The organism is Kineobactrum sediminis, from assembly GCF_002868715.1.
In the GTDB taxonomy this organism is placed as follows: domain Bacteria; phylum Pseudomonadota; class Gammaproteobacteria; order Pseudomonadales; family Halieaceae; genus Kineobactrum; species Kineobactrum sediminis.
Genome location: NZ_PKLZ01000001.1, coordinates 262,622 through 282,599, shown reverse-complemented (window position 1 = coordinate 282,599; position 19,978 = coordinate 262,622). Strand labels below are relative to the sequence as shown.

Below are 19,978 nucleotides of genomic sequence, written 5' to 3'. Positions count from 1 at the left end.
CCGGCGCGCTCCTAGCCGGTAGCGGTGGCTGGTCCGGCGGCTGCACCCGTTTTGGGTTTGCCCACCCATAACCCCGCGACCATACCCAGTACCACGATGGCGGCGGGCCAGAAACCGAGGCCCAGAGCCGCTACCGCCGGGCCGGGGCAAAAGCCGGTAATTCCCCAGCCAATACCGAACAGGACGCTGCCGCCCAGCAACTGGCGGGTGATTCCCGTATTGGCCGGTCCTTCTTCCACGGGGCATTCAGTGCGCCTGGCCGCGAAGCGAACACCCAGCCAGGACACCGCGATAGCGCTGGCCATCACCAGCGCCAGGGACGGATCCCAGTGGCCGCCCAGATCCAGGAAGCCGATGACCTTGGCCGGGTTCGCCATTCCCGATACCAACAGGCCGGCACCAAACAGCAGACCGGCGCCCAGTGCGCTCAGAGCAGATTTCATAAGGGCAACCCGAAAGATTCACGCCACAGGAATACGGTGACAAACCCCGCCAGCATGAAGGTGAGTACCGCCGCCAGTGACCGGGGTGACAGGCGCGCCAGGCCGCAGACACCGTGGCCGCTGGTGCAGCCGTTGGCCATGCGGGTGCCCAGGCCAACCAGGAAGCCCCCTGCCAGTAATCGCAGCAGATCCGCGATCGAGAATTGCGGCGTGACAAGGGCGCTTGGCTGCAGCTGGGACAGTACCGGTAGCAGCACCAGTGGTGACAGCAGTAATCCCGCCACAAAAGCCAGGCGCCAGGGCTCGGCGCCGCTACGCTGCAGGATGTTGCCGAGAATGCCGCTGATTCCCGCGATCTTGCCATTGGCCAGTAACAGGACACTGGCTGCCAGGCCTATCAACAGGCCCCCGGCCAGAGAGTGCCAGGGCGTGAATTCGGCCCATGCGATAGTCATCAGAATTCCTTCGTCCAGGCTATGCCCAGTATATGTTGATCCATTCTCAGGTCGGCTTCACCACCGCCAAAGGCGAGGGGAATCGAGTTATTGCCACGGATGGTTTCTTCCAGCACCCGGGTATAGGCAAAACTCCATTCCCCGAAAGTTTCCGACTGCCACGTTGCCCCGATACTGGCGTGGTCCTCGACCACTCCGGGCGCCAGGATATTGATGAACGTCTCACCTTCCGGAATCGGTTGGTCCGTGTGGCTTATGCCTGCGCGAAGTATAACGGACGGCGCCACGGTGTACACCACGCCCAGCTTGGCAACCTCTACATCCTGCCAGCCGAAACCGGGGCCACTGGCGGCACCGAACAGGTTGCCCTCGAACAACAGCGATAGTGTGTTGCCCACCGAGCGTGTTGTACCGTAGTCAATGTGCTGCCAGTCTGCAGCGACTGTCAATGCCGGCAGGGCTTGCCATGCAATACCGACACCCCAGGTTTCGGGGATGTCAAAGCCGCCGTTATCCGCAAAAAGACCGCTGTAACGGTTGAATTCATCCGTGGCAATTCTGGAAGACCAGGCGGCTCCCACGGTGAATCGTTCGTGCAGTTTTCCGGTCCAGCCAAGCTTCACGCCCCAGCCATCCGCTGTGTCGTGGCCGCGGTCAGTCAACGACCCGGGTCTGTTGCTGAATGCGGGATTATCGAAGGCGCTGAGGCCGGAGGCTTCAAAGCGCTGGTGGGCATAGGTCGCGGCGAGTCCGATGGTGTGTTCTGCGGTGACCTTGAATGCCAGTGACGGAGTGATGAAAAGCTGGGACAGGTCCACTCCGGCTCGTCCTGTCGAGCCAAACGCCGCAAAGGGATTTTCCCGGTAGGAGGTGTTCATGCCACCGTTCCCGTAGACCGCGAGCCCCCAGGATGCCCGCTCTGAAATCGTTTGGGTAAAACCGAACTCGGGAATCAGGAAGCTGGCATCGTCGCTGCCATCGTAATGGCCATCCGCACCTGCCAGGTTGCCCGTGATATCGGCCCCCCGGTTCGGCTTGAACCAGGTCATACCGAGGTCCAGGCGGTCGCCGACGAGCCCGGTCCCCGCAGGGTTGGTGGCGGCGGCGAGGCTGTCCTGGGGCAGAGCATAGCCAACCCCGGCAACGCCCTGGGCGCGCACGCCAAAGCCGTGGGTGAAATAGCCATTGGTCGCCTCGGCCTCAACAGGCGCGAGTGTGGCTGCCACAAGAACAGCCAGCAGGGGTAGGGATGCATAATTCAAATCGGTCACCATTGTTACTGCGAAGAAAATATCGCGGCGACTGTGACCGGGTAGTCGGCACTGTTACCGCGGCGGCAATGGTAGGGGCCCGCTGCGGACATGCCAACAATGAATTTATTATATGCTTATGCCTGTTCAACTCATCAACAGGCCTCCTGACAAAGCGCACTCTGGTTTGATGGTTTATATTGTCTACTGTGACTGTTATGAGCACGGAGACAAGGGCATGAGAATCTTTGAAGAAATGGAATCTGAAGTGCGCGGGTATATCCGCTCTTTTCCAACGGTTTTTGACCGCGCAGAAGGCTCTGAGTTATTCGATGAAAGCGGCGCCCGCTTTATTGACTTTTTTGCGGGTGCCGGAACGCTGAACTATGGACACAATAACCCGATAGTAACGGATGCCATGATTCAGTACCTGCAACATAAAGGTATCCTCCATGGTTTGGACAAGGCTACCGTTGCCAAGCGTGCCTTTTTGCAAAAGTTCCGTGACACGATTCTTGCGCCGCGTGATTTGAAGTACAAGGTGCAGTTTACCGGCCCCACGGGCACGAATGCAGTCGAGACTGCGCTAAAACTCGCACGGATGGTTAAAAAACGTTCCAACATAATTTCATTCACCAACGGTTACCATGGGTTAACCATGGGTGCCCTCGCCGCCACGGGCAACTACTTTTATAAAGATGAATCTTACGGTTCCCGTATAAACACGGCCTTTATGCCCTACGACGGCTTTCTCGGTGAGGGGGTGGATACGATCGATTATATGCGCCGCTTTCTGGCGGACGGCAGCAGTGGCGTTGACCTGCCCGCGGCGGTGATTGTGGAGACCGTTCAGGGTGAAGGCGGCATCAATGTTGCTGGCATTGAGTGGCTCAAAAACCTGCAGGCGGTCTGCCGGGAATTTGACATTTTATTGATCGTCGATGACATTCAGGTCGGCAATGGGCGCACCGGGACCTTTTTCAGTTTCGAGCGTGCGGGAATTCACCCGGATATGGTCTGTCTCTCCAAATCCATTGGCGGCGGCTTGCCCATGGCGCTTTTGCTTATTCGGCCAGAGCTTGACCAGTGGCAGCCGGGCGAACACACGGGCACATTCCGTGGTAACAACCTGGCCTTTGTCGCGGCCACGCAGACCCTGAGATACTGGGATAACGATGACCTGGTCAAGGCAGTTGCGTATAAAGGCGACATCATCGAAAAAACGCTGAACAAGATGGTTGAGGATTATCCACAGCTAGAGCCAAAGGTGCGGGGCATCGGCATGGTCTGGGGTCTGGAAATGGCCCCGGGGCTGGCGGGTGAGGCGTCCCGGCAAGCCTTTGCGCGAGGCCTTGTCATTGAGACGGCAGGTGCCAATGATCAAGTGCTAAAGTTTCTGCCTTCACTGTTGATAGGGGAAGATATCCTTCACGAGGGCCTCGGGATTGTGCGTGATTGCCTTGCGCTATTGGTGGAAAACCAGCAGAGCATCATGACCGGGCAATAAGGGAAGTTTGCGGGCAGGGGCGAAGCTTAAAAACTGTATCAACCACGCTGAGGAGGTAGGATATTTTGACCGACTGCATTGTCAGCAAGTTCGGTGGCAGTTCTGTTGCCAACGCAGAGCAGATCAAGAAGGTCAGAAGGATTGTGCAGCAGGATCCCCGCCGCCGGGTGATTGTGGTGTCCGCTCCCGGGCGCAGCGAGCCAAACGAGTACAAAATTACCGATCACCTGATCAATATCGCCACCGACGGCGTGCATTTGCGTCAGCAGCGCATCGAGCTGCCGGTCTCTCAATGCCGTAGTGCGGTTCTGCAGAAGTTTACTGACATAGCCGATGACCTGGATGTCGATGCGGGCTGTTTTCTGGAAGCCCTGGCGCAAGACCTTGATACCGAATTATCCGGTGACAAACGAACCGCCTTCCTGGCCTCCAGGGGAGAGCATTATAATGCCCTGATTATAGCTGCGTATTTCCAGCAGTGTGGCATGGCCGCCTCGGCCCGGTTGCCGGAACATTTTGGCCTGCGGGTCGGGGGCGACTATTTGAATGCCCGGACCTTGCCCACAGCCTATGAAAATATGGCATCTCTTGCCACCTTCCCAGACATCTCCGTGGTTCCCGGTTTTTATGGTGTTACCGAGGACGATGAAGTCGCCGTCTTTTCCCGCGGCGGTTCGGACCTGACCGGTGGTGAAATTGCCTTCGCCCTGGATGCTGAAAAATATGAGAACTGGACCGATGTCAGCGGTGTCTATGAAGTCGACCCAAGGGTCATCAGTGGCGCCCGGGTTATCACGCGCCTGACCTTCAAGGAAATTCGTTTACTGTCTTCAAAGGGCTTTAATGTCTTTCACCTGGATGCCATGTTGAGGTGTCGCGACAGCAAAATTCCCATCCATATACGTAATACCGACGATCCGATGGCTGCCGGCACACTGATTCTCAACGAGCGGGTGCCCGAAGAGGATATCGTCGGCATAGCCCGCCTCGATAACATGGCGTACATCTATCTGGAAAAGGATATGTTGGGCGAAGAGGTCGGATTTACCGCCGATCTGCTGCAAATCTTCCAGGAGTTCCGGATTAATACGTATCATTACCCGACGGACAAGGATGACATGGCCGTTCTCGTCAATCAGGATGACTTGCTGGGCAGCATTAATGATCTCCGCCGGCGCATAGATAGGAAATTAAAACCCGATTTCATGAATGTTGAGTACAATCTATCCGTGCTGACGCCCGTTGGCATCGGCCTCAAAAACAATGCCTACCCGATCATCCAGGCACTTGGTGCGCTGGGGAATGCTCATATCCCCATTGCGATGATTGACCAGAGCCCCTCACAGATATGTTTCCATATAGCCGTTGCCAACGCGGTCGCCGATGACGCCTTGCAGATACTCTATGACACGCTGCTTGACCGCTCCTGATCGGGTGATTACAGCGTTTCCTGCTCAACAGGGACGCGAATCACGCCACAGCCCACTCTGGCGCCTGCATTACCAGTCGGTTGGGTTTCAAAATCGTCCTCCTGGCTGTGAATAACGACGGCCTTGTCCAGAATTGAGGTGGGGCCGGTAAAAGTAAGGTGAAAGAACTCCAGCTCAGTGCTGACCTTGCCGTCTTCATCGGCCTCTATGTTGCCCATGTCGCCGACATGGTGTTCCTCATCGTCGGGCGAGCCGTGGCGCGTGTCTCGGGGATTGTAGTGACCCCCGGCGGAACTCGCGTCAGGCGCGGAACAGTCTCCGAACTCGTGGATATGAAAGCCGTGTAGGCCGGGCTCCAGTCCCTGGAGGTCCACTTCAACACGCATCATCGCGTCCTCGGCAGGTTGGCGGAAGCGAACCGTGCCCTCAGCATTGCCGTTGCTGGTGGGCGAAATTTCAGCAACTGCCACCGTGATTGCGGGCTCTGGCTTCTCACGAGTTGCATAGTCTGAACGGCCATTATCCACCGGGGCCCGGGTCGGTGGTTCTTCGCCGGTATCACAACCGGTAACAAGGACGGCCACGCATATCACAGCCAGGGCGGGGATACGGCTCAGCGGGTTCGATAGAATCAGTTTCATGGGCACCTCTCAAGCGTAATGGAAAGTATGGAACGTGACTGGGCGCCTGCAAATTGTGCCCTGGAAAAACCGCGGCCATTGCTTCATTTATAGAAGATAATGCCGCCGATATCAACAAACGCGCAGGCCGGGCATCAGTTGCCTTAGCCGGGCCCCAGATCAATGCGTGCGCGGAACAGTATTCCTTCCATGTCTTCGACCAGATAGTCATCATAACGGAACTCCAGTTGCCAGTTAAGCTCCGGACTCCAGATGATACTGCCACTGCCGAAAATATCGTCGCGTCCGATACGGGTATCCTCGCGTCGGTTGAGTCGGAATGAGACATCATAGTCAGAGGCGGGGCTCCAGGATATGCCAGCCTGCAGTCGCTGCTGCTCGAAGCCTGCAGTTGTCGTTCCCGATGTCCGCATAACCGTACCTGACAGGTCCAGCTGCAGCCCGGAGCCGACGTGGTAGCGGGAATCGATGTCCATTGCGGTCAGCGTATTTTGCAGCGCACGCCGGCGTTTGAATGTTTCCCGGTAGGTCCCGGTCATCGCCAGGCGACCGTCAAGCAATTCGGTGTCCAGTTGTATGGAGTAATCCGTGGTCAGCTGTTCGGATGCCCACCGAGAGGGTTTTTTCAGAGTATAGCTGCCGTGGATATCAAGATTGACATGGGCGCTGAGTGCACGACTGAACTCGGAGCTTAACTGGTGTCGATAGCGTTCTTCACGCAGTTCCAGCACGCTGGCCATACGCAGCACGGCTTTTGCCGCCAGCAGGTCGTTAAGGGCGCTACTGCGCAGAGAGCTACTAATGGACTGGGCCAGGTCGACCTGGTTTTCGGCGTCCCTGAAACGCCCCTGCCAGGCATAGTCGAGGGAGAAATCCAGCAGCTGGTGGTCTACCTCCAGATTCAATGCGGGGCTGGTAAGCGGCACCTGGTATGCCGACGCCAGGATGGAATGACCGCATAAAAACAGAGTACCTACTAGCTTGTGCAATGAGACCTCTCTGCTTTTGTTATCACCTGTTTCCCGGGAAGAAAGCCTAAATTAGCGGTCCACAAAGTTCAACCGGATTTATCGGCCATGTCGGTTCGCGAAGGGATTTTCGGGTTTTCGGTCAATCGTGGCGCAGGGGGGGTCAAACCGGCGGTCAGGTCTATACTGTAAAGCCTGACACCAACAGGGGGACGCTATGACCCGGGAACCGGCTTCAGGCCAGCCCACACTGCGCTTGCATGAATTTCTTCGCGGCGAACGCGAGACGATTCTCCGTAAGTGGGAGGATCTGGACCGGAGCATGCTGGCAGCGACAAAGAAGTTAACCAGCGAACAACAGCGCAACAATATCCCGACCATTCTCGACACGATCGCGGAACACGCGGAACAGGCTGTGGGGCCGCAGGCAATTATCGGCCTCCCGGAGGAAGGCCCTGTCACTCATGCCCGGCAGCGCTGGGAGCTGGGTTTTTCGCTGGAAGATGCGACCCGCGAATACAGCATGTTGCGCACGGTGATTATGCAGCAACTCGCACAGCAGGCCGGCACCCTGTCTGCCGATGAGCTGATATTTCTCCATGAAGCACTGGACGATGCGGTCATTCAAAGTGTCGTGACCTATGTCGAGCGCTCGAACCGGGCACTTGAAAAGGAGCGTGAACAGCTGCAGGTAACCTTGCGCAGTATAGATGATGGGGTCATCAGCACCGATACCCGGGGCTGTATCACTTACATGAACCCGGCCGCGGAAAAGATCAGTGGCTGGACCTCTGATGCGGCCATGGGCCAGCCGGCGGACAAGGTGCTGGTAGTACTGGATGCAGCCACCCGGGAGCCGGTGAATTGCCTGGTTTGCATGGCTGCCGACGCAGACCAGGCAGCGCCTCATGACGGTGAGGTACTGCTGCAGCAACGCGATGGTGCGCTGCTGGCGGTAGAGGAATTCATCGCACCACTGCGGGATTCCGCCGCCAGGTTTATCGGCCTGGTGGCAACCTTTCGCGACGTCAGCAAGATCCGCGCGTTAACCGCAGAGCTGGGCTATCTGGCAACGCATGATCCGCTTACGAACCTGCCTAACCGTTCCCTGCTGATCGACCGGCTGACCCAGGAGATCGCCCACGCAGAGCGTAATCCTGGCCGGCTGGCGTTGCTGTATATGGACCTCGACCTGTTCAAGGACGTTAACGACATGCTTGGCCACGCGGCCGGAGACGAACTGCTGAAGCAGGTGGCGAAGCGGCTGCAGGTCTGCGTTCGACGCGCCGATACGGTGTGTCGCCTGGGCGGGGACGAGTTCGTGATCCTGCTGACCGATTTTGGCGAACTGGCCGACCTGAATGAGCTGGCACTGAAGATTATGGGGCGGGTGCGGGCACCTTATGACATCGCCAGGACAACGGTTGAATTGTCCACGAGTCTCGGCGTCAGTGTTTTTCCTGAAGATGGTACCGATCCCCAGGCCCTTATCAAACATGCCGACATCGCCATGTACCAGGCCAAGAGGCAGGGCCGTAACACCATCCGCTTCTTCGCTCCCGAAATGCACCGGCGCGCTGCCGAACGCCGGGAACTGCAGGGCGATCTTCGCAAGGCGCTGGAGGCGGGGCAGCTGTCACTGCATTTTCAGCCCCAGGTTGCTCTGGATTCCGGTAACGTGGTGGGCGTTGAAGTATTGCTGCGATGGCACCATCCCCAGCTGGGGGCGGTTCCCCCGAATCGCTTTATTCCGTTGGCGGAAGATAACCGCAATGTCATGATTGCCCTGGGGAGGTGGGTGCTGGAACAGGCATCGCGGCAGGCTCGGAGCTGGCTGGATGCGGGGTACCCGGCGCTGCGAATCTCGGTTAATGTCTCTATTGTCCAGTTGCGCGATGAACACTTCACCGATCACGTCCGTGCAACACTGGAGCACTTTCGTTTGCCGCCGGACCAGCTGCAGTTGGAACTCACTGAATCCTTGCTGATGACAGAGTTCAAGGGTGCCGCAGACCGTGTGCGGGCCATTGAACGCCTGGGCGTACGGATCGCAGTGGATGACTTTGGTACCGGTTACTCCTCACTTAGCTACCTGAAAAACCTGCCCGTGGATGAGCTGAAGATTGACCAGAGTTTTGTCCACAACATCGCCGCGGGCGGCAATGCGGCGCCGATCGTTGAGGCTATTATTCGCATGGGCCAGAGTCTCAGGCTGCGGGTGGTGGCGGAAGGTGTGGAAGATTACGATACCGCGCGCTATCTCACCGCTCACAATTGTGACTGCGCGCAGGGGTTTTACTATAGCAAACCACTGCCGGCGACGGACTTTGAGCGCGAATTTCTAAGGCCACTGGGCGGTTGAAGGTTATTTGTTGCCGGATTGGAGGTACTGCCGGGCGCCGCCACAGCATGCGCACCGGCGACGGGTGTTGACCCTCAGGGTGAGGGAATGCAGTACTGTTGGTGAATGGTATCCAGTGCATTGAGCAGGGCTTTATCCAGCACGAGGTTGATACTGTCAATATTGCTGTGCAGCTGCTCCATCGTGGTGGCGCCAATGATATTGCTGGCAGTGAACTGGCGACTGTTTACAAACGCGAGCGCCATTTGTGCAGGGTTCAGCCCGTGTTCCTGTGCGAGCGCCACGTAGGCCGCCGCTGCGGCTTCTGCCTGGGGATTCCCGTAACGGACAAAGCGGTCAAAAAGCGCCAGTCTCGATCCTGCCGGACGGGCGCCGTTCAGGTATTTGCCGCTTAGCGTACCAAAGGCGAGTGGGGAGTAAGCCAGTAGGCTAACCTGTTCCCGGATGGCCATTTCCGCCAACCCCACTTCAAAGGAGCGATTGAGGAAGTTATATGGATTCTGGATACTGACGATGCGAGGCAGCTTCTTTTCCTGTGCCAGGCGCAGGTATTCCATGACGCCCCAGGGGGTTTCGTTGGAGATGCCGATGTGCCGTACCTTGCCGGCGGTGACCAGTTCTCCCAGGGCAGACAGGGTTTCTTCAATGCCAATGCCGTCATTATCCAGGTGCCGGTAGCCCAGATTGCCAAAAAAATTGGTGGCCCGTTCGGGCCAGTGCACCTGGTAGAGGTCCACATGGTCCGTGCCGAGACGCTGCAACGAGCCATCAATGGCCTCGTGAATATGGCTGCGACTGAGCCGGGGGCCGCCGCGGATATGGCTGACACCGGAATTCTGGTCGCCGCGCCCGGTCACCTTGGTGGCCAGGACGATCTGGTCGCGTTTGCCCGACTGCTTCAACCAGGCACCTACGTGGCGCTCTGATGCACCCTGGGTTTCGGGCCGGGGAGCCACCGGGTACATCTCGGCGGTATCAACGAAGTTCACGCCGCGATCAAGGGCATAATCCAGCTGTCGGAAAGCCTCTGGCTCGCTGTTTTGTTCGCCAAAAGTCATGGTGCCGAGGCAGATGAGGCTGACGTCGATGTCGGTGTTGCCGAGCTTGCGGTATTCCATTACGGATCCTCCAGTGTTAGTTGCGTGGGATGTATCCAGGCTCTTTTCGCCGAAGTGCTATTCCAGCTGTTCGTCCTGCTGCACTTCGTCGATACCCGCGGGGTCCTGGTGAATGACAACGTCAGCCGCGGGTATTTTTTTGATGATGGCGTCCTCCACCTCATCGGATATGCTGTGTGAACGCAGTAAAGACATGTTGCCATCCAGTTCCAGGTGCAGTTCGATAAACTCTACCCGTCCCGAACTGCGGGTACGCAGGTCGTGCACACCTTTTACATCGGGATGGTCCTCGGCTATTTTCTGGATCAGGGCCCGCTGCTCCTCGGGCAGTTCCCTGTCCAGTAGCTCATTGAACGCATCGCGCATGATCGCCCGTGCCGAGTACAGGATATAAATGGCGGTGGCGATCGCGAACAGCGGGTCCATCCCCGGCCAGCCAAACTGGGCGAGTATCAGCGCGACAATGACCCCTGAATTGGTCAGCACATCGGTGCGGTAATGCAGCGAGTCTGCCCGTATGGCCGCCGAGCCGGTGCGACGGATCACATAACTTTGCAACGCTACCAGGCCGATAGTCACAACAACGGTGAATACCATGACGGCAACGCCCATGCCAAAGGCCGTCAGTGGTTCCGGGTTCATCAGCCGCCGGCCGGCCTCTACAACCAGGTACAACCCTGAGCCGATAATGAGAGTGCTCTGGGCAAGGGCGGCAATGGACTCTGCCTTGCCGTGACCAAACCGATGCTGTCGATCTGCGGGCACCAGCGCATAACGTACGGCAATAAGGTTGAACAGCGAGGCGCCCGAATCCATCAGTGAATCGACCAGTGAAGCCAGGATGCTCATGGAAGAGGTTTGCCAGTAAGCCATCCCTTTGGCGGCGATCAGCAGCAATGCGACCGCGATTGAGGCGTTGGTGGCGAGCTTGAGAAGTCGTGCGCCCTCGGCCTGGGAGATTGGGTTGTTCATGCGCGGGCGTGTCTTGGTGGTGATCGGGTGTTGAAGGTTAGAGCACTTGTGACTGCTTGGCAAAGCCGCTGTAGTGTTTCAGGTGTCGCCGATTCCGGTAATTGGGGGTAGTGCGAGACAATAGTTGACTTGCCATGAAGCCGCCCGGTAGGCTCAATAGCCTATAGTGAGGCTTCGGAAGGGGCGCAGTGGCAGAGAGTCCCACGAGTTCGAACACAGTAATCACCACCATCCATGCTGGCCAGGTCAAATTGCTGTATGGATCCCTAAGGTTATCCCTGCTGATGAGCACGGTAAACGGGGTGATTCTGGGCGCCATCCTCCTGCCTGCCCTTAATGGCTTTCGGGTGGCAAGCTGGTTTGGGTGCCTGTTGTTGATGGTGGCGGCGCGATGGTGGGATATGCGGGCCTACCAGAGAGTCCCTGAAAAACGCAGCGCTACCAGCTGGGAGCGCAGAGCCGCTCTCGGTGCGGTGGCTGCAGGTATGGTCTGGGGTAGCGCCGGCGTAGTGTTGTTTGCCCCGGGGGATCCCGTAAGCCAGGTGATTCTTGCGTTTGCGCTGGCGGGGGTCACGGCAAGCGCTATATCGGTCCTGTCGTCAATACGCTATGCCGTTAACAGTTTTATGGTTTTGTCACTGGTACCCTTGATGCTCTGCTTCATGGTCGAAGGTGGGCGCCTGGGCTGGCTGATGGTGTCGATGATTCTGTTATTCCTGATCGCCATGCACGTTTCTGCCCGGCGTTTGAACGAAACCATCACCGAGTCGTTACGTGCCCGCTATGACTTCCAGGAAGCAGAGGGCTGGGCCTCACACCAGGCCCGCTTCGATGACCTGACCCAACTACCCAACAGGCGCTATCTGCGCGAGTGTATCGACCGCAATCTGGCGCGGGCGCAGCGCCATGGTATCGGCGGTGCACTGTTGTTCCTGGATCTGGATAATTTCAAGACCATCAACGATTCGCTGGGACACCCGGTAGGCGACCACGTGCTGCAGCAGGTCGCCGGCCGGCTGCGTGGCCGGCTGCGCGCCGAGGATATTGCCGCGCGGCTGGGGGGTGACGAATTTGTGGTGCTGCTTTCTGACCTGAGCGTCAACGGCGCACTGGCGGACACCTCCGCCCGCCGGTTTGCCGAAGATCTCAAGCGCGTGCTCACCGACCTGCCCTATGAGACCCAGGAACAGGCGCTTTTCATGTCAGCCAGTATAGGGATAACTGTATTTCCCCAAAACGGTGTGGATATTGACGACCTTATGCGACAGGCCGATACCGCCATGTACGATGCCAAGGCCAGTGGTCGCAATGCCATAAGTTCATACCATGGCGCCATGCACGAGGCCGCCAGTCAGCGTTTGAAGATTGATCGGGAGTTGCGGGTTGCGCTGCGCGATGACCAGTTGCGGCTTTACTACCAGCCCATGGTTGATCACGGCGGGCAGGTGATTGGCGTCGAGGCACTGGTGCGCTGGCTGCACCCCGAGCGCGGCATGGTCTCTCCCGCGGAATTCATCCCGATTGCGGAAGAGAGCGGGATTATCCTGGAACTGGGCGAATGGGTCCTGCGTACCGCCTGCACCGACCTGGTAAGGTTAATCGGGCACTTTGGTGATGCCACACCTTCGATCTCGGTAAACCTCAGTGCGCGGCAGTTTCGCTTGCCGGGCCTGATAGATACCGTTACTGCAATTGCTGCCGAGTCGGCGGCGCCGCTGTCGCGGTTGCGTCTCGAGGTGACAGAGGGCAGCCTGTTGGATAATGTCGAACGCGCAATCAGTACCATGCAGGCCCTGCGGGCGCTCGGTGTGCTGTTTTCGATAGATGATTTCGGCACCGGTTATTCATCGCTGGCCTACCTCAAGAAATTACCCGTGGATACCATCAAGATTGACCAGTCATTCGTGCTGGACGTGCTGACGGACAACAACGATGCGGGAATCGTGGAAGCCATTTTGTCCATGGCCCGGCACCTGGGGTTGGCGACAATTGCCGAGGGCGTTGAATCCGTTCAGGTACGGGACTTTCTCATGACCCGTGGCTGCAATTATTTCCAGGGCTACTATTTCTCTCGTCCACTCACATTCGAGCATCTGGTGGCGTTTATTGAACAGTCTTCAGGGCGTCCGCTTGTTGCAGCGCGGGCCCTTGATATTCTTCCTGTCGATTGAGCAAGCCTGCCCCGTCAGGTCTCTCTGCTCAGCTCGTCAAATTGCTCTCTTGCCCACTGCACCGCCTCAAGGTAGCAGGCCGCAAGATCATCCGTGCTGAACAGGCTGTTGTCGAGTTCATCCCATTGCCCTTGTTCATAGGCGATCACCGCCTTCAGCAGGCGCCCGAAGGGCCCTTCATGCCGGGTAAGCGCGTCCGCCATATCCTGGTCCAGAGGCAGTTGGGAGACAATCAATGTCATGGGCGAGTCGAGTATCGCCTCCAGCAGGGAAAACATACCGGTGGTAAACGCAGTATCTCTGGTTTCTTTCGGTAGGGTGGGGATCAGTTGTTCGCACATCCGGGCCCGGATCAATGCCTGGCGGATAATTTCTGCCGGGGTATCATCTGAACCGGCGACCAGCTGCAGGTGTGCCCAGCGCTTGACGGTTGCCATGCCCAGGATAACCACGGCATGGCCGATCGACTTCACCTCCACCGACAAGCCGTAGTAGGTTGAGTTCACGGTTCTCAGAAGACGGTAGTGCAATGCCATGTCATTGCGAATGACCGCTTCCAGGTCTTCCGGTGTGATATCCGGTTTTTGCAGTTCGGCGATAAGGCGCAGGGTATTGATCTTGCTGTCGGGGAGTCGCTGCTGCTCCACAACTGTGGGCTTGCACAGGAAGTAACCCTGGAAATAATCAAAACCCTGGGCTTTGCACCACGCAAACTCTTCCTGGGTTTCAACCTTTTGGGCCACCAGCTTCACTGGCCAGTTGCGCAATCGGATGATAGTCGAGGCCAGCCAGGCGCGGTCGGCTTTCTGGATGTCGAGCTTGACCAGGGCAGCCGAGTCCAGAAGTTGTTCAATCCCGGCCTGCCAGGAAAAGTCATCCAGTGCAATCACCACACCCTGCAGCGCCAGGACCTCAAGGGCCCGCACCACCTCACTGCCGGTTCCGGCGCTGCTGAGTAATTCAACGCCGATATTGGTTCCGTTAAGCAGCAGTCCGTTGTCGTCCAGCAAAAACTCGCGTGAAAGATTGAAGAACGCCATTTTGCCCTCGGTGAGTTTCTCCACATCCAGGTCCATGATGGAATTCAACATTACCCTGGCGGTGGCGATCTTGCCTGCTTGAGAACCCGGGGTAATGGCAGCCTCATTCTGCGGAGACTCGCGAAACAGCATCTCATAGCCATAAACCTCCAGCCTGCCGTCAAAAATTGGCTGCCGTGCAAAATGTACCTGGTGTCCTTTGCTGTCGGGCGCAGTAGCAGCTGCCTTTGCTAAAGCGTCACCCGTTTCGAGATTGTTCACTGATTATGGCTCCTCGTGTGTCAGCGATTATTGTTGCTGCGGATTTTGCGTCGTTCCAGGTCCCTGGCGATGCGCTCCAATTGTTTCTGTGCCTGCGGCTCCAGTTTCACCAACGCCGCGCCGATCCGCATGAACCGGCCCTGGGACGGTATCGTCAAATCGCGGATTTCGACCTTGCCGGAAAAATACACGCCACCGACGTCCAGTGAATAATCAATGATTTCCCCCATCACCAGGGGAGCGGATCGTTCTATCAAGGCACCAAAGCCGCTTGCGGAAAAGTCCAGTAGCTGGCCACGGAGCTGGTTGCCATCGTCGCCGTACAGTTCCATTCGGCTGTTTTCGCTACTGCCCAGGCGAACCCGAAAAGCCTTGCGTCTCTGGCGGTAGATCAACTGCTTCGGCCAACTCGTTTGTAGCGCTGGATAGCCGCGAAACCCGGCAACCGCCTGGATTCCCACGTCGAAACGCAATTCTGCGCCATCTTTATAGGTCAAGGCGGTTATCCGCTTGCCCACGGCGAAGTGCGCCGCATCAAGATTTCGTGGCGCATCAAAAATAAGTCGGCGAGGCCGGTGATCGATGGCCAGCAGCAGGGAGGGTTCCGGGGTAGCCGAGGTCTCGGCAAGGATGCGAATGGCCAGCTGTTGCTTGTGTACACTCCCGAGCAGGCTGGTCAGTTCATCGGCCTTCGAGACGACGGTATCATCGCTCATGGGGCACTACTGTGAGGAAAGTCAACGTACCGGGCTCCGGGCCTAGCCCTCGGCGAGTAACCGGGAGGAGTTGCCGAAATCGCGGTTGCCATCCGCGCCATAGATCATGGAGTCGGCGTGCGCGCTGTGCAGCACATCCAGCGCCCGCCTGACGTAGTTCAACCGTTGCTGGACCAGCAAGCCGTTGCGCCTGTTGTCGCGGTCGCATTCAGTCAGTACCAGTCGGGCTTGTTGTTGGGCGGAGCGAACATGGCCGGTATTGTCACACCAATCAAGAGCCTGTTCCAGGGCAGTTTCAGCAGTGCCGAAGGGGAGTGTGGCCAGCAGCTGTGCCTGCCTCGACCTGAGCTCTTCCAGCTGGCTCATAAGCTGGTTCTTGCCCTCCGCCGTGGTGTCCAGTTTTGCGGTATCACCATTACCCAGTGCCGTGCGTTCGAGAGCCAGCAGATCCCGCAGTGCCGTGGCGCACGTGCATTGCTCCTGGAATAATCCAATGAGTGCAGTGGCACATTGTCTGGGGCTTTGCAGCATGCTCATCAGCCGCCCAGCTGCTCATCGAACTGAAGCAGGTTGTCGGCAATTTGCCGGGTATCAACGGTGTATTGGCCATCGGCAATGGCCTGGCGGGTAGCCGCAACACGCGCGTTATCGACTGTCTCGGCGGCGGCAGCCAGCTCGACAAGCTGCTGCAGCTGTCGCGCGGAGTCTGTCAGCTGCAGGGTATCGGCGGTGCTGGCGCCGGTAGCGGTCTTCGCCTGCCCGTCACTGGCCGGTGTCGCGGCTTGGCGTGATGGCCCCTGCGGGGGCGCCGTGCCGAGACCATTGACACTGTTAGGCATTGGTTAACTCCTGTAATCGTGACCCTGATAGAGTTGTAGCGGCAATGATAAAGCAATCTTTAGGCCAGCATTCCCGGTTTGCCGCGTTTTTGTCGCGCGGCTTACTGCACTTCGACATTGCCGGGCCCTCTTACAATCCCCTCCACAACTTTTCCCGAAGACAGGTTCTTCACCCGTACCCGTTCACCCATGCGGGCATCGGCCAGTGCCTGTCCCGGTGCCTGAACGGCAATGCCAGTGCCGCTGGCGCTCAGTGAAACGCGCTGGCCCCGGCTGATGACCGCGGATTCCTCGATCAGGGCATTGGTCAGGATGGTACCAGAGGCCGCCGAGCGTTTCACCGTATGGCCGCTCACCGCGGCGATACTGGTGAAATACCCCTGGGCAAGCCGGCGGGTGTCAACCAGGACATGGCCCAGATCGGCTTCCGTCAAAATACTGCCGCGCTCAAGGGGGCGCTTGAGCGCCAGTACCCGCAGCAGGACTTCCACCTTTACCGGCACGTAGAGCTTCCAGCTTCCCGGGCAGCGCACACCCACACTGGTGTTCCCCCCAAGCCGGTCACCGGCAACGGCGAACGCCTGCAGGGGCTGTTCGCAGCGGGCCAGCCGCAGGCGCGAGTCCAGCTGTCCGGCGGTAGCGCTGGCGCCGCTCGCAGTGCTGCCGAGGCGATTTAGAACAAATTGCTCGGCGGCCGTGCGGATGGCGTCCAGCGACTGGCGAGCCTCGGTCGCACTCGCTGATGGCACGGATAAAAGGCCGGCCAGCGCTGCGATGGCAAGGTATTTTTTCACCGGCGGTATGGCCCTGGGTGAACGGTTGTCATGGTCCGGATTCCTCGATCTGGTGGTGGCCGGGCTGGGGATGCCGCTGGCTGTCATTAAACGGCAGCAAATAACATGCCACGTGGCTGTGATTTGCCACATCGGCAAGTTATTGCCGTCTGCAGGGGTTTGCCATCTGCGCAGGCCGCGCAGTTACAGGTGCCGTTGTGATGGCATGGATGTTGCTGTTGGATACGCATCAGCGTTTAGGTTGCACAGGCAGTATTGAGCCCGACTATGAGTTTTAATCTGGATAATTATTTTGGTGTCCACCAGGATGCACTCACCTTGCGCTCCCAGCGTAATACGGTGATTGCCAACAACCTGGCGAATGCCGATACCCCGGGCTTCAAGTCGCGAGATATGGATTTCAGGGAGGCCCTGGCCAATGCCGGCACCCAGGTCGGCTCGGGTACCCGGCTGCGGGTTACGGATGGCCAGCACCTGGGTGCAGGGCCCGCCGACCAGGTGACCCTCAAGTACCGAATACCCCTGCAGCCTTCCCAGGACGGCAACACGGTGGAAGCGGATCGCGAGCAGGCAGCCTTTGCCGAGAACTCCGTGCGTTACCAGGCCAGCCTGCAGTTTCTAACGGGTCGCATTACATCGATCATCAGTGCCCTCAAGGGAGGTAACAATTAATGGATCTGTTCAGGGTCTTTGATATCGCCGGGTCCGGCATGGGTGCGCAATCGGTACGCCTTAATACCACGGCCTCCAACCTGGCGAACATGAATTCTGTGAGTGGCGACCCGGAGCAGGTTTACCGCGCTCGCCACCCCATGTTCGAAACCATCATCAACGGCACGGGTAGTGACCAGAGCGCCGGGGTGCGGGTGCTGGGCGTGGTTGAAAGTGCGGCTGATCCCGTTGCGCAATACGATCCCGGCCACCCGGAGGCCAATGAAGCGGGTTACATCTATCGCAGCAATGTGGACCTGGGCGCGGAGATGACCAATATGATTTCCGCTTCCCGGGCCTACCAGAACAACGTTGAAATCCTGAATACCTCCAAGGACCTCATGTTGAGAACCTTGAGTCTGGGGAACTAAGCCATGAATGATGTATCGGCCATACAGAGCATGCTGGGTGTCAGTACCCCCAAACCGGAAGCGCGCGGCACCGGCAGCGACATGGGGCAAGAGGATTTTTTGCGCCTGATGATGGAGCAGCTGAGTAACCAGGATCCCTTCAAGCCCATGGAAAATGGTGATTTCCTGGGCCAGATCGCCCAGTTCTCCACGGTGTCCGGTATTGGCGAGCTGCAGGCGAGTTTTGAGTCTACGGCTTCTGCGTTAACCGGGAACCAGGCATTGCAGGCATCGGCGGTAGTGGATCGCGATGTGCTGGTGCCCGCCAGTAATGTTCGCTTCGACGGCCAGACAGCCGTGGCCGGGGCGATGGACATACCGGCTGGTGCCACTGCGGCGATGCTGGCGGTGACCGACGCCCGTGGCCAGCTGGTCGCCCAGTTGCCGGTGGCGCTCGATGCCGGCGGTCGCGCTACCTTCAGCTGGGACGGGCGCGACAGTGAGGGCAATATGGCACCGGCAGGCGATTACCAGCTCGCCACCGGTTACCAGTTGAACGGCAAGGCCGAAGCGGCACAGCCACTGGTTTGGGGTCGCGTTGACAGCGTCACGCTATCCGGCCCCGGCGGTGGCATTTCAGTCAATGTATCGGGTATCGGCGCAATGTCCCTGAGCCGGGCTCTGGAAATTTCCTAAGGAGAACACGCTATGCCTTTTCAAGTTGCACTTTCCGGGCTCAATGCCGCCAATGCCGATCTTAACGTTACCGCCAACAATATCGCCAACGTCAACACCACCGGCTTCAAGAGTTCCAGGGCGACCTTCGCCGAGCTGTTTGCCACCGGCCTGCAGTCGGTGTCCTCCACGGCCACCGGTCTTGGGGCGCGCCTGACAGACGTGCAGCAGCAATTCACCCAGGGCACCATTGATTTCACCGGTAATAACCTCGACCTGGCGCTGGTGGGCGATGGCTTTTTTACCCTCAGCGAGGGCGGCGAGCAGAGCTTTACCCGCTCCGGTGCCTTCGGCATAGACCGTGATGGCTTCGTGGTTAACGCCCAGGGCTCGAAGCTGCAGGCCTTTTCGCCTACCGCTAGCGGGTTCAATACCGCGCAGCTGACAGACCTGCAGTTGACCACCGGCAACAACCCGCCGCAGCAAACCACGACCGTAGAAGCGGGCCTTAACTTGCCGGCCAATGCGGCACAGCCGGTGGTGACCCCCCTGGACCCCACCGACGGCCAGTCCTTCAATCACACCACCTCACTGTCGGTAATCGATTCTCTGGGCGCCAGTCACACTGCCAGCTATTTTTTCGTTAAAACCCCCAACGCCAACGAATGGGAGGCCTCGCTGTTTGTCGATGGCAATGCCGTGGGCGGCCCCGTACCCCTGGAATTCGATGCCTCGGGCGCCCTGGTGACTCCCGCTACCGGTAGCGTTGTGTTCCCGCCGGTGCCTCTGGCAACCGGTGCCGAGCCTCTGGAGCTGACCACCGAGTTCGGTGGCGCCACCCAGTTCGGCAGCCAGTTTGTTGTTAACAGCCTGGGCCAGGACGGCTTTGAAAGCGGGCGCCTGACCGGCATCGACATCAGCCAGGAAGGGGTTGTGTTTGCCCGGTTTACCAACGGCCAGTCGTCGCCGCTGGGCAAGCTGGCCATGGCAACGTTTTCCAATCCCGAGGGCCTGGGCAACGACGGTGACACCACCTTTGTCGAGACCTTCGCCTCCGGTGAGGCATTGCTGGGCGAGGCCGGCACCTCCGGCCTGGGCCTGATTGAGTCCGGCGCACTGGAGGCGTCAAACGTGGATCTTACCGCCGAGCTGGTCAGCATGATCACCGCCCAGCGTAATTTCCAGGCCAATGCGCAGATGATTTCAACCGCCGATACCATCACCCAGACCATTATCAATATCCGCTAGGTGCCACCCGCGGCTTAAGGAGCGTCC

The 19,978-nt window shown here is 58.4% G+C and carries 20 protein-coding genes; 8 read left to right on the top strand and 12 right to left on the bottom strand.

Features of this window, described 5'->3' with window-relative positions; all coding sequences use genetic code 11:
• Positions 1-11: 11 nt before the first annotated feature.
• Genes CWI75_RS01255 through CWI75_RS01245 form a run of 3 tightly spaced genes read right to left on the bottom strand, consistent with a single transcriptional unit; the run spans position 12 to position 2,160 of the window.
• Entirely contained in the window at positions 12-443 is a 432-nt protein-coding gene (locus CWI75_RS01255) for a DUF6691 family protein (protein ID WP_101519646.1), read from the bottom strand.
• The gene (locus CWI75_RS01250; protein ID WP_101519645.1) at positions 440-898 is read right to left on the bottom strand and encodes a YeeE/YedE family protein; all 459 of its coding nucleotides are present in this window, start codon (positions 896-898) and stop codon (positions 440-442) included. Before CWI75_RS01250 ends, CWI75_RS01255 begins: the two co-directional genes overlap by 4 nt.
• Entirely contained in the window at positions 898-2,160 is a 1,263-nt protein-coding gene (locus CWI75_RS01245; protein WP_241521033.1) for an OmpP1/FadL family transporter, read from the bottom strand. The genes CWI75_RS01250 and CWI75_RS01245 overlap by 1 nt, the downstream gene beginning before the upstream one ends.
• A 226-nt stretch (positions 2,161-2,386) precedes the next feature.
• Here CWI75_RS01245 and ectB point away from each other — a divergent pair, with 226 nt between their 5' ends.
• Both ectB and CWI75_RS01235 read left to right on the top strand, forming a co-directional pair.
• Entirely contained in the window at positions 2,387-3,655 is a 1,269-nt protein-coding gene (gene ectB, locus CWI75_RS01240) for a diaminobutyrate--2-oxoglutarate transaminase (RefSeq protein WP_101520078.1), read from the top strand.
• 65 nt (positions 3,656-3,720) lie between these two features.
• Entirely contained in the window at positions 3,721-5,085 is a 1,365-nt protein-coding gene (locus CWI75_RS01235) for an aspartate kinase (protein WP_101519643.1), read from the top strand.
• An 8-nt stretch (positions 5,086-5,093) separates the two neighbouring features.
• On the opposite strand, the gene CWI75_RS01230 is transcribed toward CWI75_RS01235, so the two are convergent.
• Both CWI75_RS01230 and CWI75_RS01225 read right to left on the bottom strand, forming a co-directional pair.
• Entirely contained in the window at positions 5,094-5,726 is a 633-nt protein-coding gene (locus CWI75_RS01230; RefSeq protein WP_101519642.1) for a superoxide dismutase family protein, read from the bottom strand.
• Positions 5,727-5,869: 143 nt separating this feature from the next.
• The gene (locus tag CWI75_RS01225) at positions 5,870-6,715 is read right to left on the bottom strand and encodes a hypothetical protein (RefSeq protein WP_146003524.1); all 846 of its coding nucleotides are present in this window, start codon (positions 6,713-6,715) and stop codon (positions 5,870-5,872) included.
• A 196-nt stretch (positions 6,716-6,911) separates the two neighbouring features.
• Between CWI75_RS01225 and CWI75_RS01220 the strand changes: the two genes are divergently transcribed.
• Positions 6,912-9,056, top strand: a complete 2,145-nt coding sequence (locus CWI75_RS01220; RefSeq protein WP_101519640.1) for a putative bifunctional diguanylate cyclase/phosphodiesterase — start codon at positions 6,912-6,914, stop codon at positions 9,054-9,056.
• Positions 9,057-9,130: 74 nt separating this feature from the next.
• On the opposite strand, the gene CWI75_RS01215 is transcribed toward CWI75_RS01220, so the two are convergent.
• Positions 9,131-10,174, bottom strand: coding sequence for an NADP(H)-dependent aldo-keto reductase (locus CWI75_RS01215; RefSeq protein ID WP_101519639.1), 1,044 nt, complete (start codon positions 10,172-10,174; stop codon positions 9,131-9,133).
• 57 nt (positions 10,175-10,231) lie between these two features.
• Positions 10,232-11,146, bottom strand: coding sequence for a cation diffusion facilitator family transporter (locus CWI75_RS01210; RefSeq protein WP_101519638.1), 915 nt, complete (start codon positions 11,144-11,146; stop codon positions 10,232-10,234).
• A gap of 284 nt (positions 11,147-11,430) precedes the next feature.
• Between CWI75_RS01210 and CWI75_RS01205 the strand changes: the two genes are divergently transcribed.
• Positions 11,431-13,317, top strand: a complete 1,887-nt coding sequence (locus CWI75_RS01205; protein ID WP_101519637.1) for a putative bifunctional diguanylate cyclase/phosphodiesterase — start codon at positions 11,431-11,433, stop codon at positions 13,315-13,317.
• 14 nt (positions 13,318-13,331) lie between these two features.
• On the opposite strand, the gene CWI75_RS01200 is transcribed toward CWI75_RS01205, so the two are convergent.
• From CWI75_RS01200 to flgA, 5 genes are all read right to left on the bottom strand, one after another.
• Positions 13,332-14,618, bottom strand: coding sequence for an EAL and HDOD domain-containing protein (locus CWI75_RS01200; RefSeq protein WP_101519636.1), 1,287 nt, complete (start codon positions 14,616-14,618; stop codon positions 13,332-13,334).
• 20 nt (positions 14,619-14,638) lie between these two features.
• Positions 14,639-15,334, bottom strand: coding sequence for a flagellar brake protein (locus CWI75_RS01195; protein ID WP_101519635.1), 696 nt, complete (start codon positions 15,332-15,334; stop codon positions 14,639-14,641).
• Positions 15,335-15,376: 42 nt separating this feature from the next.
• Positions 15,377-15,871, bottom strand: coding sequence for a flagellar protein FlgN (locus CWI75_RS01190; RefSeq protein ID WP_101519634.1), 495 nt, complete (start codon positions 15,869-15,871; stop codon positions 15,377-15,379).
• Complete coding sequence (gene flgM / locus CWI75_RS01185; protein WP_101519633.1) at positions 15,871-16,173, bottom strand: flagellar biosynthesis anti-sigma factor FlgM; 303 nt, start codon at positions 16,171-16,173, stop codon at positions 15,871-15,873. The genes CWI75_RS01190 and flgM overlap by 1 nt, the downstream gene beginning before the upstream one ends.
• Before the next feature lie 101 nt (positions 16,174-16,274).
• The gene (gene flgA, locus CWI75_RS01180; protein ID WP_162299961.1) at positions 16,275-16,967 is read right to left on the bottom strand and encodes a flagellar basal body P-ring formation chaperone FlgA; all 693 of its coding nucleotides are present in this window, start codon (positions 16,965-16,967) and stop codon (positions 16,275-16,277) included.
• Positions 16,968-17,234: 267 nt separating this feature from the next.
• Here flgA and flgB point away from each other — a divergent pair, with 267 nt between their 5' ends.
• From flgB to flgE, 4 genes are read left to right on the top strand one after another with little or no spacing between them, the layout of a single operon-like run.
• Positions 17,235-17,639, top strand: coding sequence for a flagellar basal body rod protein FlgB (gene flgB / locus CWI75_RS01175; protein WP_101519631.1), 405 nt, complete (start codon positions 17,235-17,237; stop codon positions 17,637-17,639).
• Positions 17,639-18,049, top strand: a complete 411-nt coding sequence (flgC, locus tag CWI75_RS01170) for a flagellar basal body rod protein FlgC (protein ID WP_101519630.1) — start codon at positions 17,639-17,641, stop codon at positions 18,047-18,049. The genes flgB and flgC overlap by 1 nt, the downstream gene beginning before the upstream one ends.
• A gap of 3 nt (positions 18,050-18,052) precedes the next feature.
• Positions 18,053-18,724, top strand: a complete 672-nt coding sequence (locus CWI75_RS01165; RefSeq protein WP_101519629.1) for a flagellar hook assembly protein FlgD — start codon at positions 18,053-18,055, stop codon at positions 18,722-18,724.
• Between the two features lie 12 nt (positions 18,725-18,736).
• Positions 18,737-19,951: a flagellar hook protein FlgE gene (gene flgE / locus CWI75_RS01160; protein ID WP_101519628.1), complete on the top strand. Its 1,215-nt coding sequence runs from the start codon at positions 18,737-18,739 to the stop codon at positions 19,949-19,951.
• Positions 19,952-19,978: the final 27 nt, after the last annotated feature.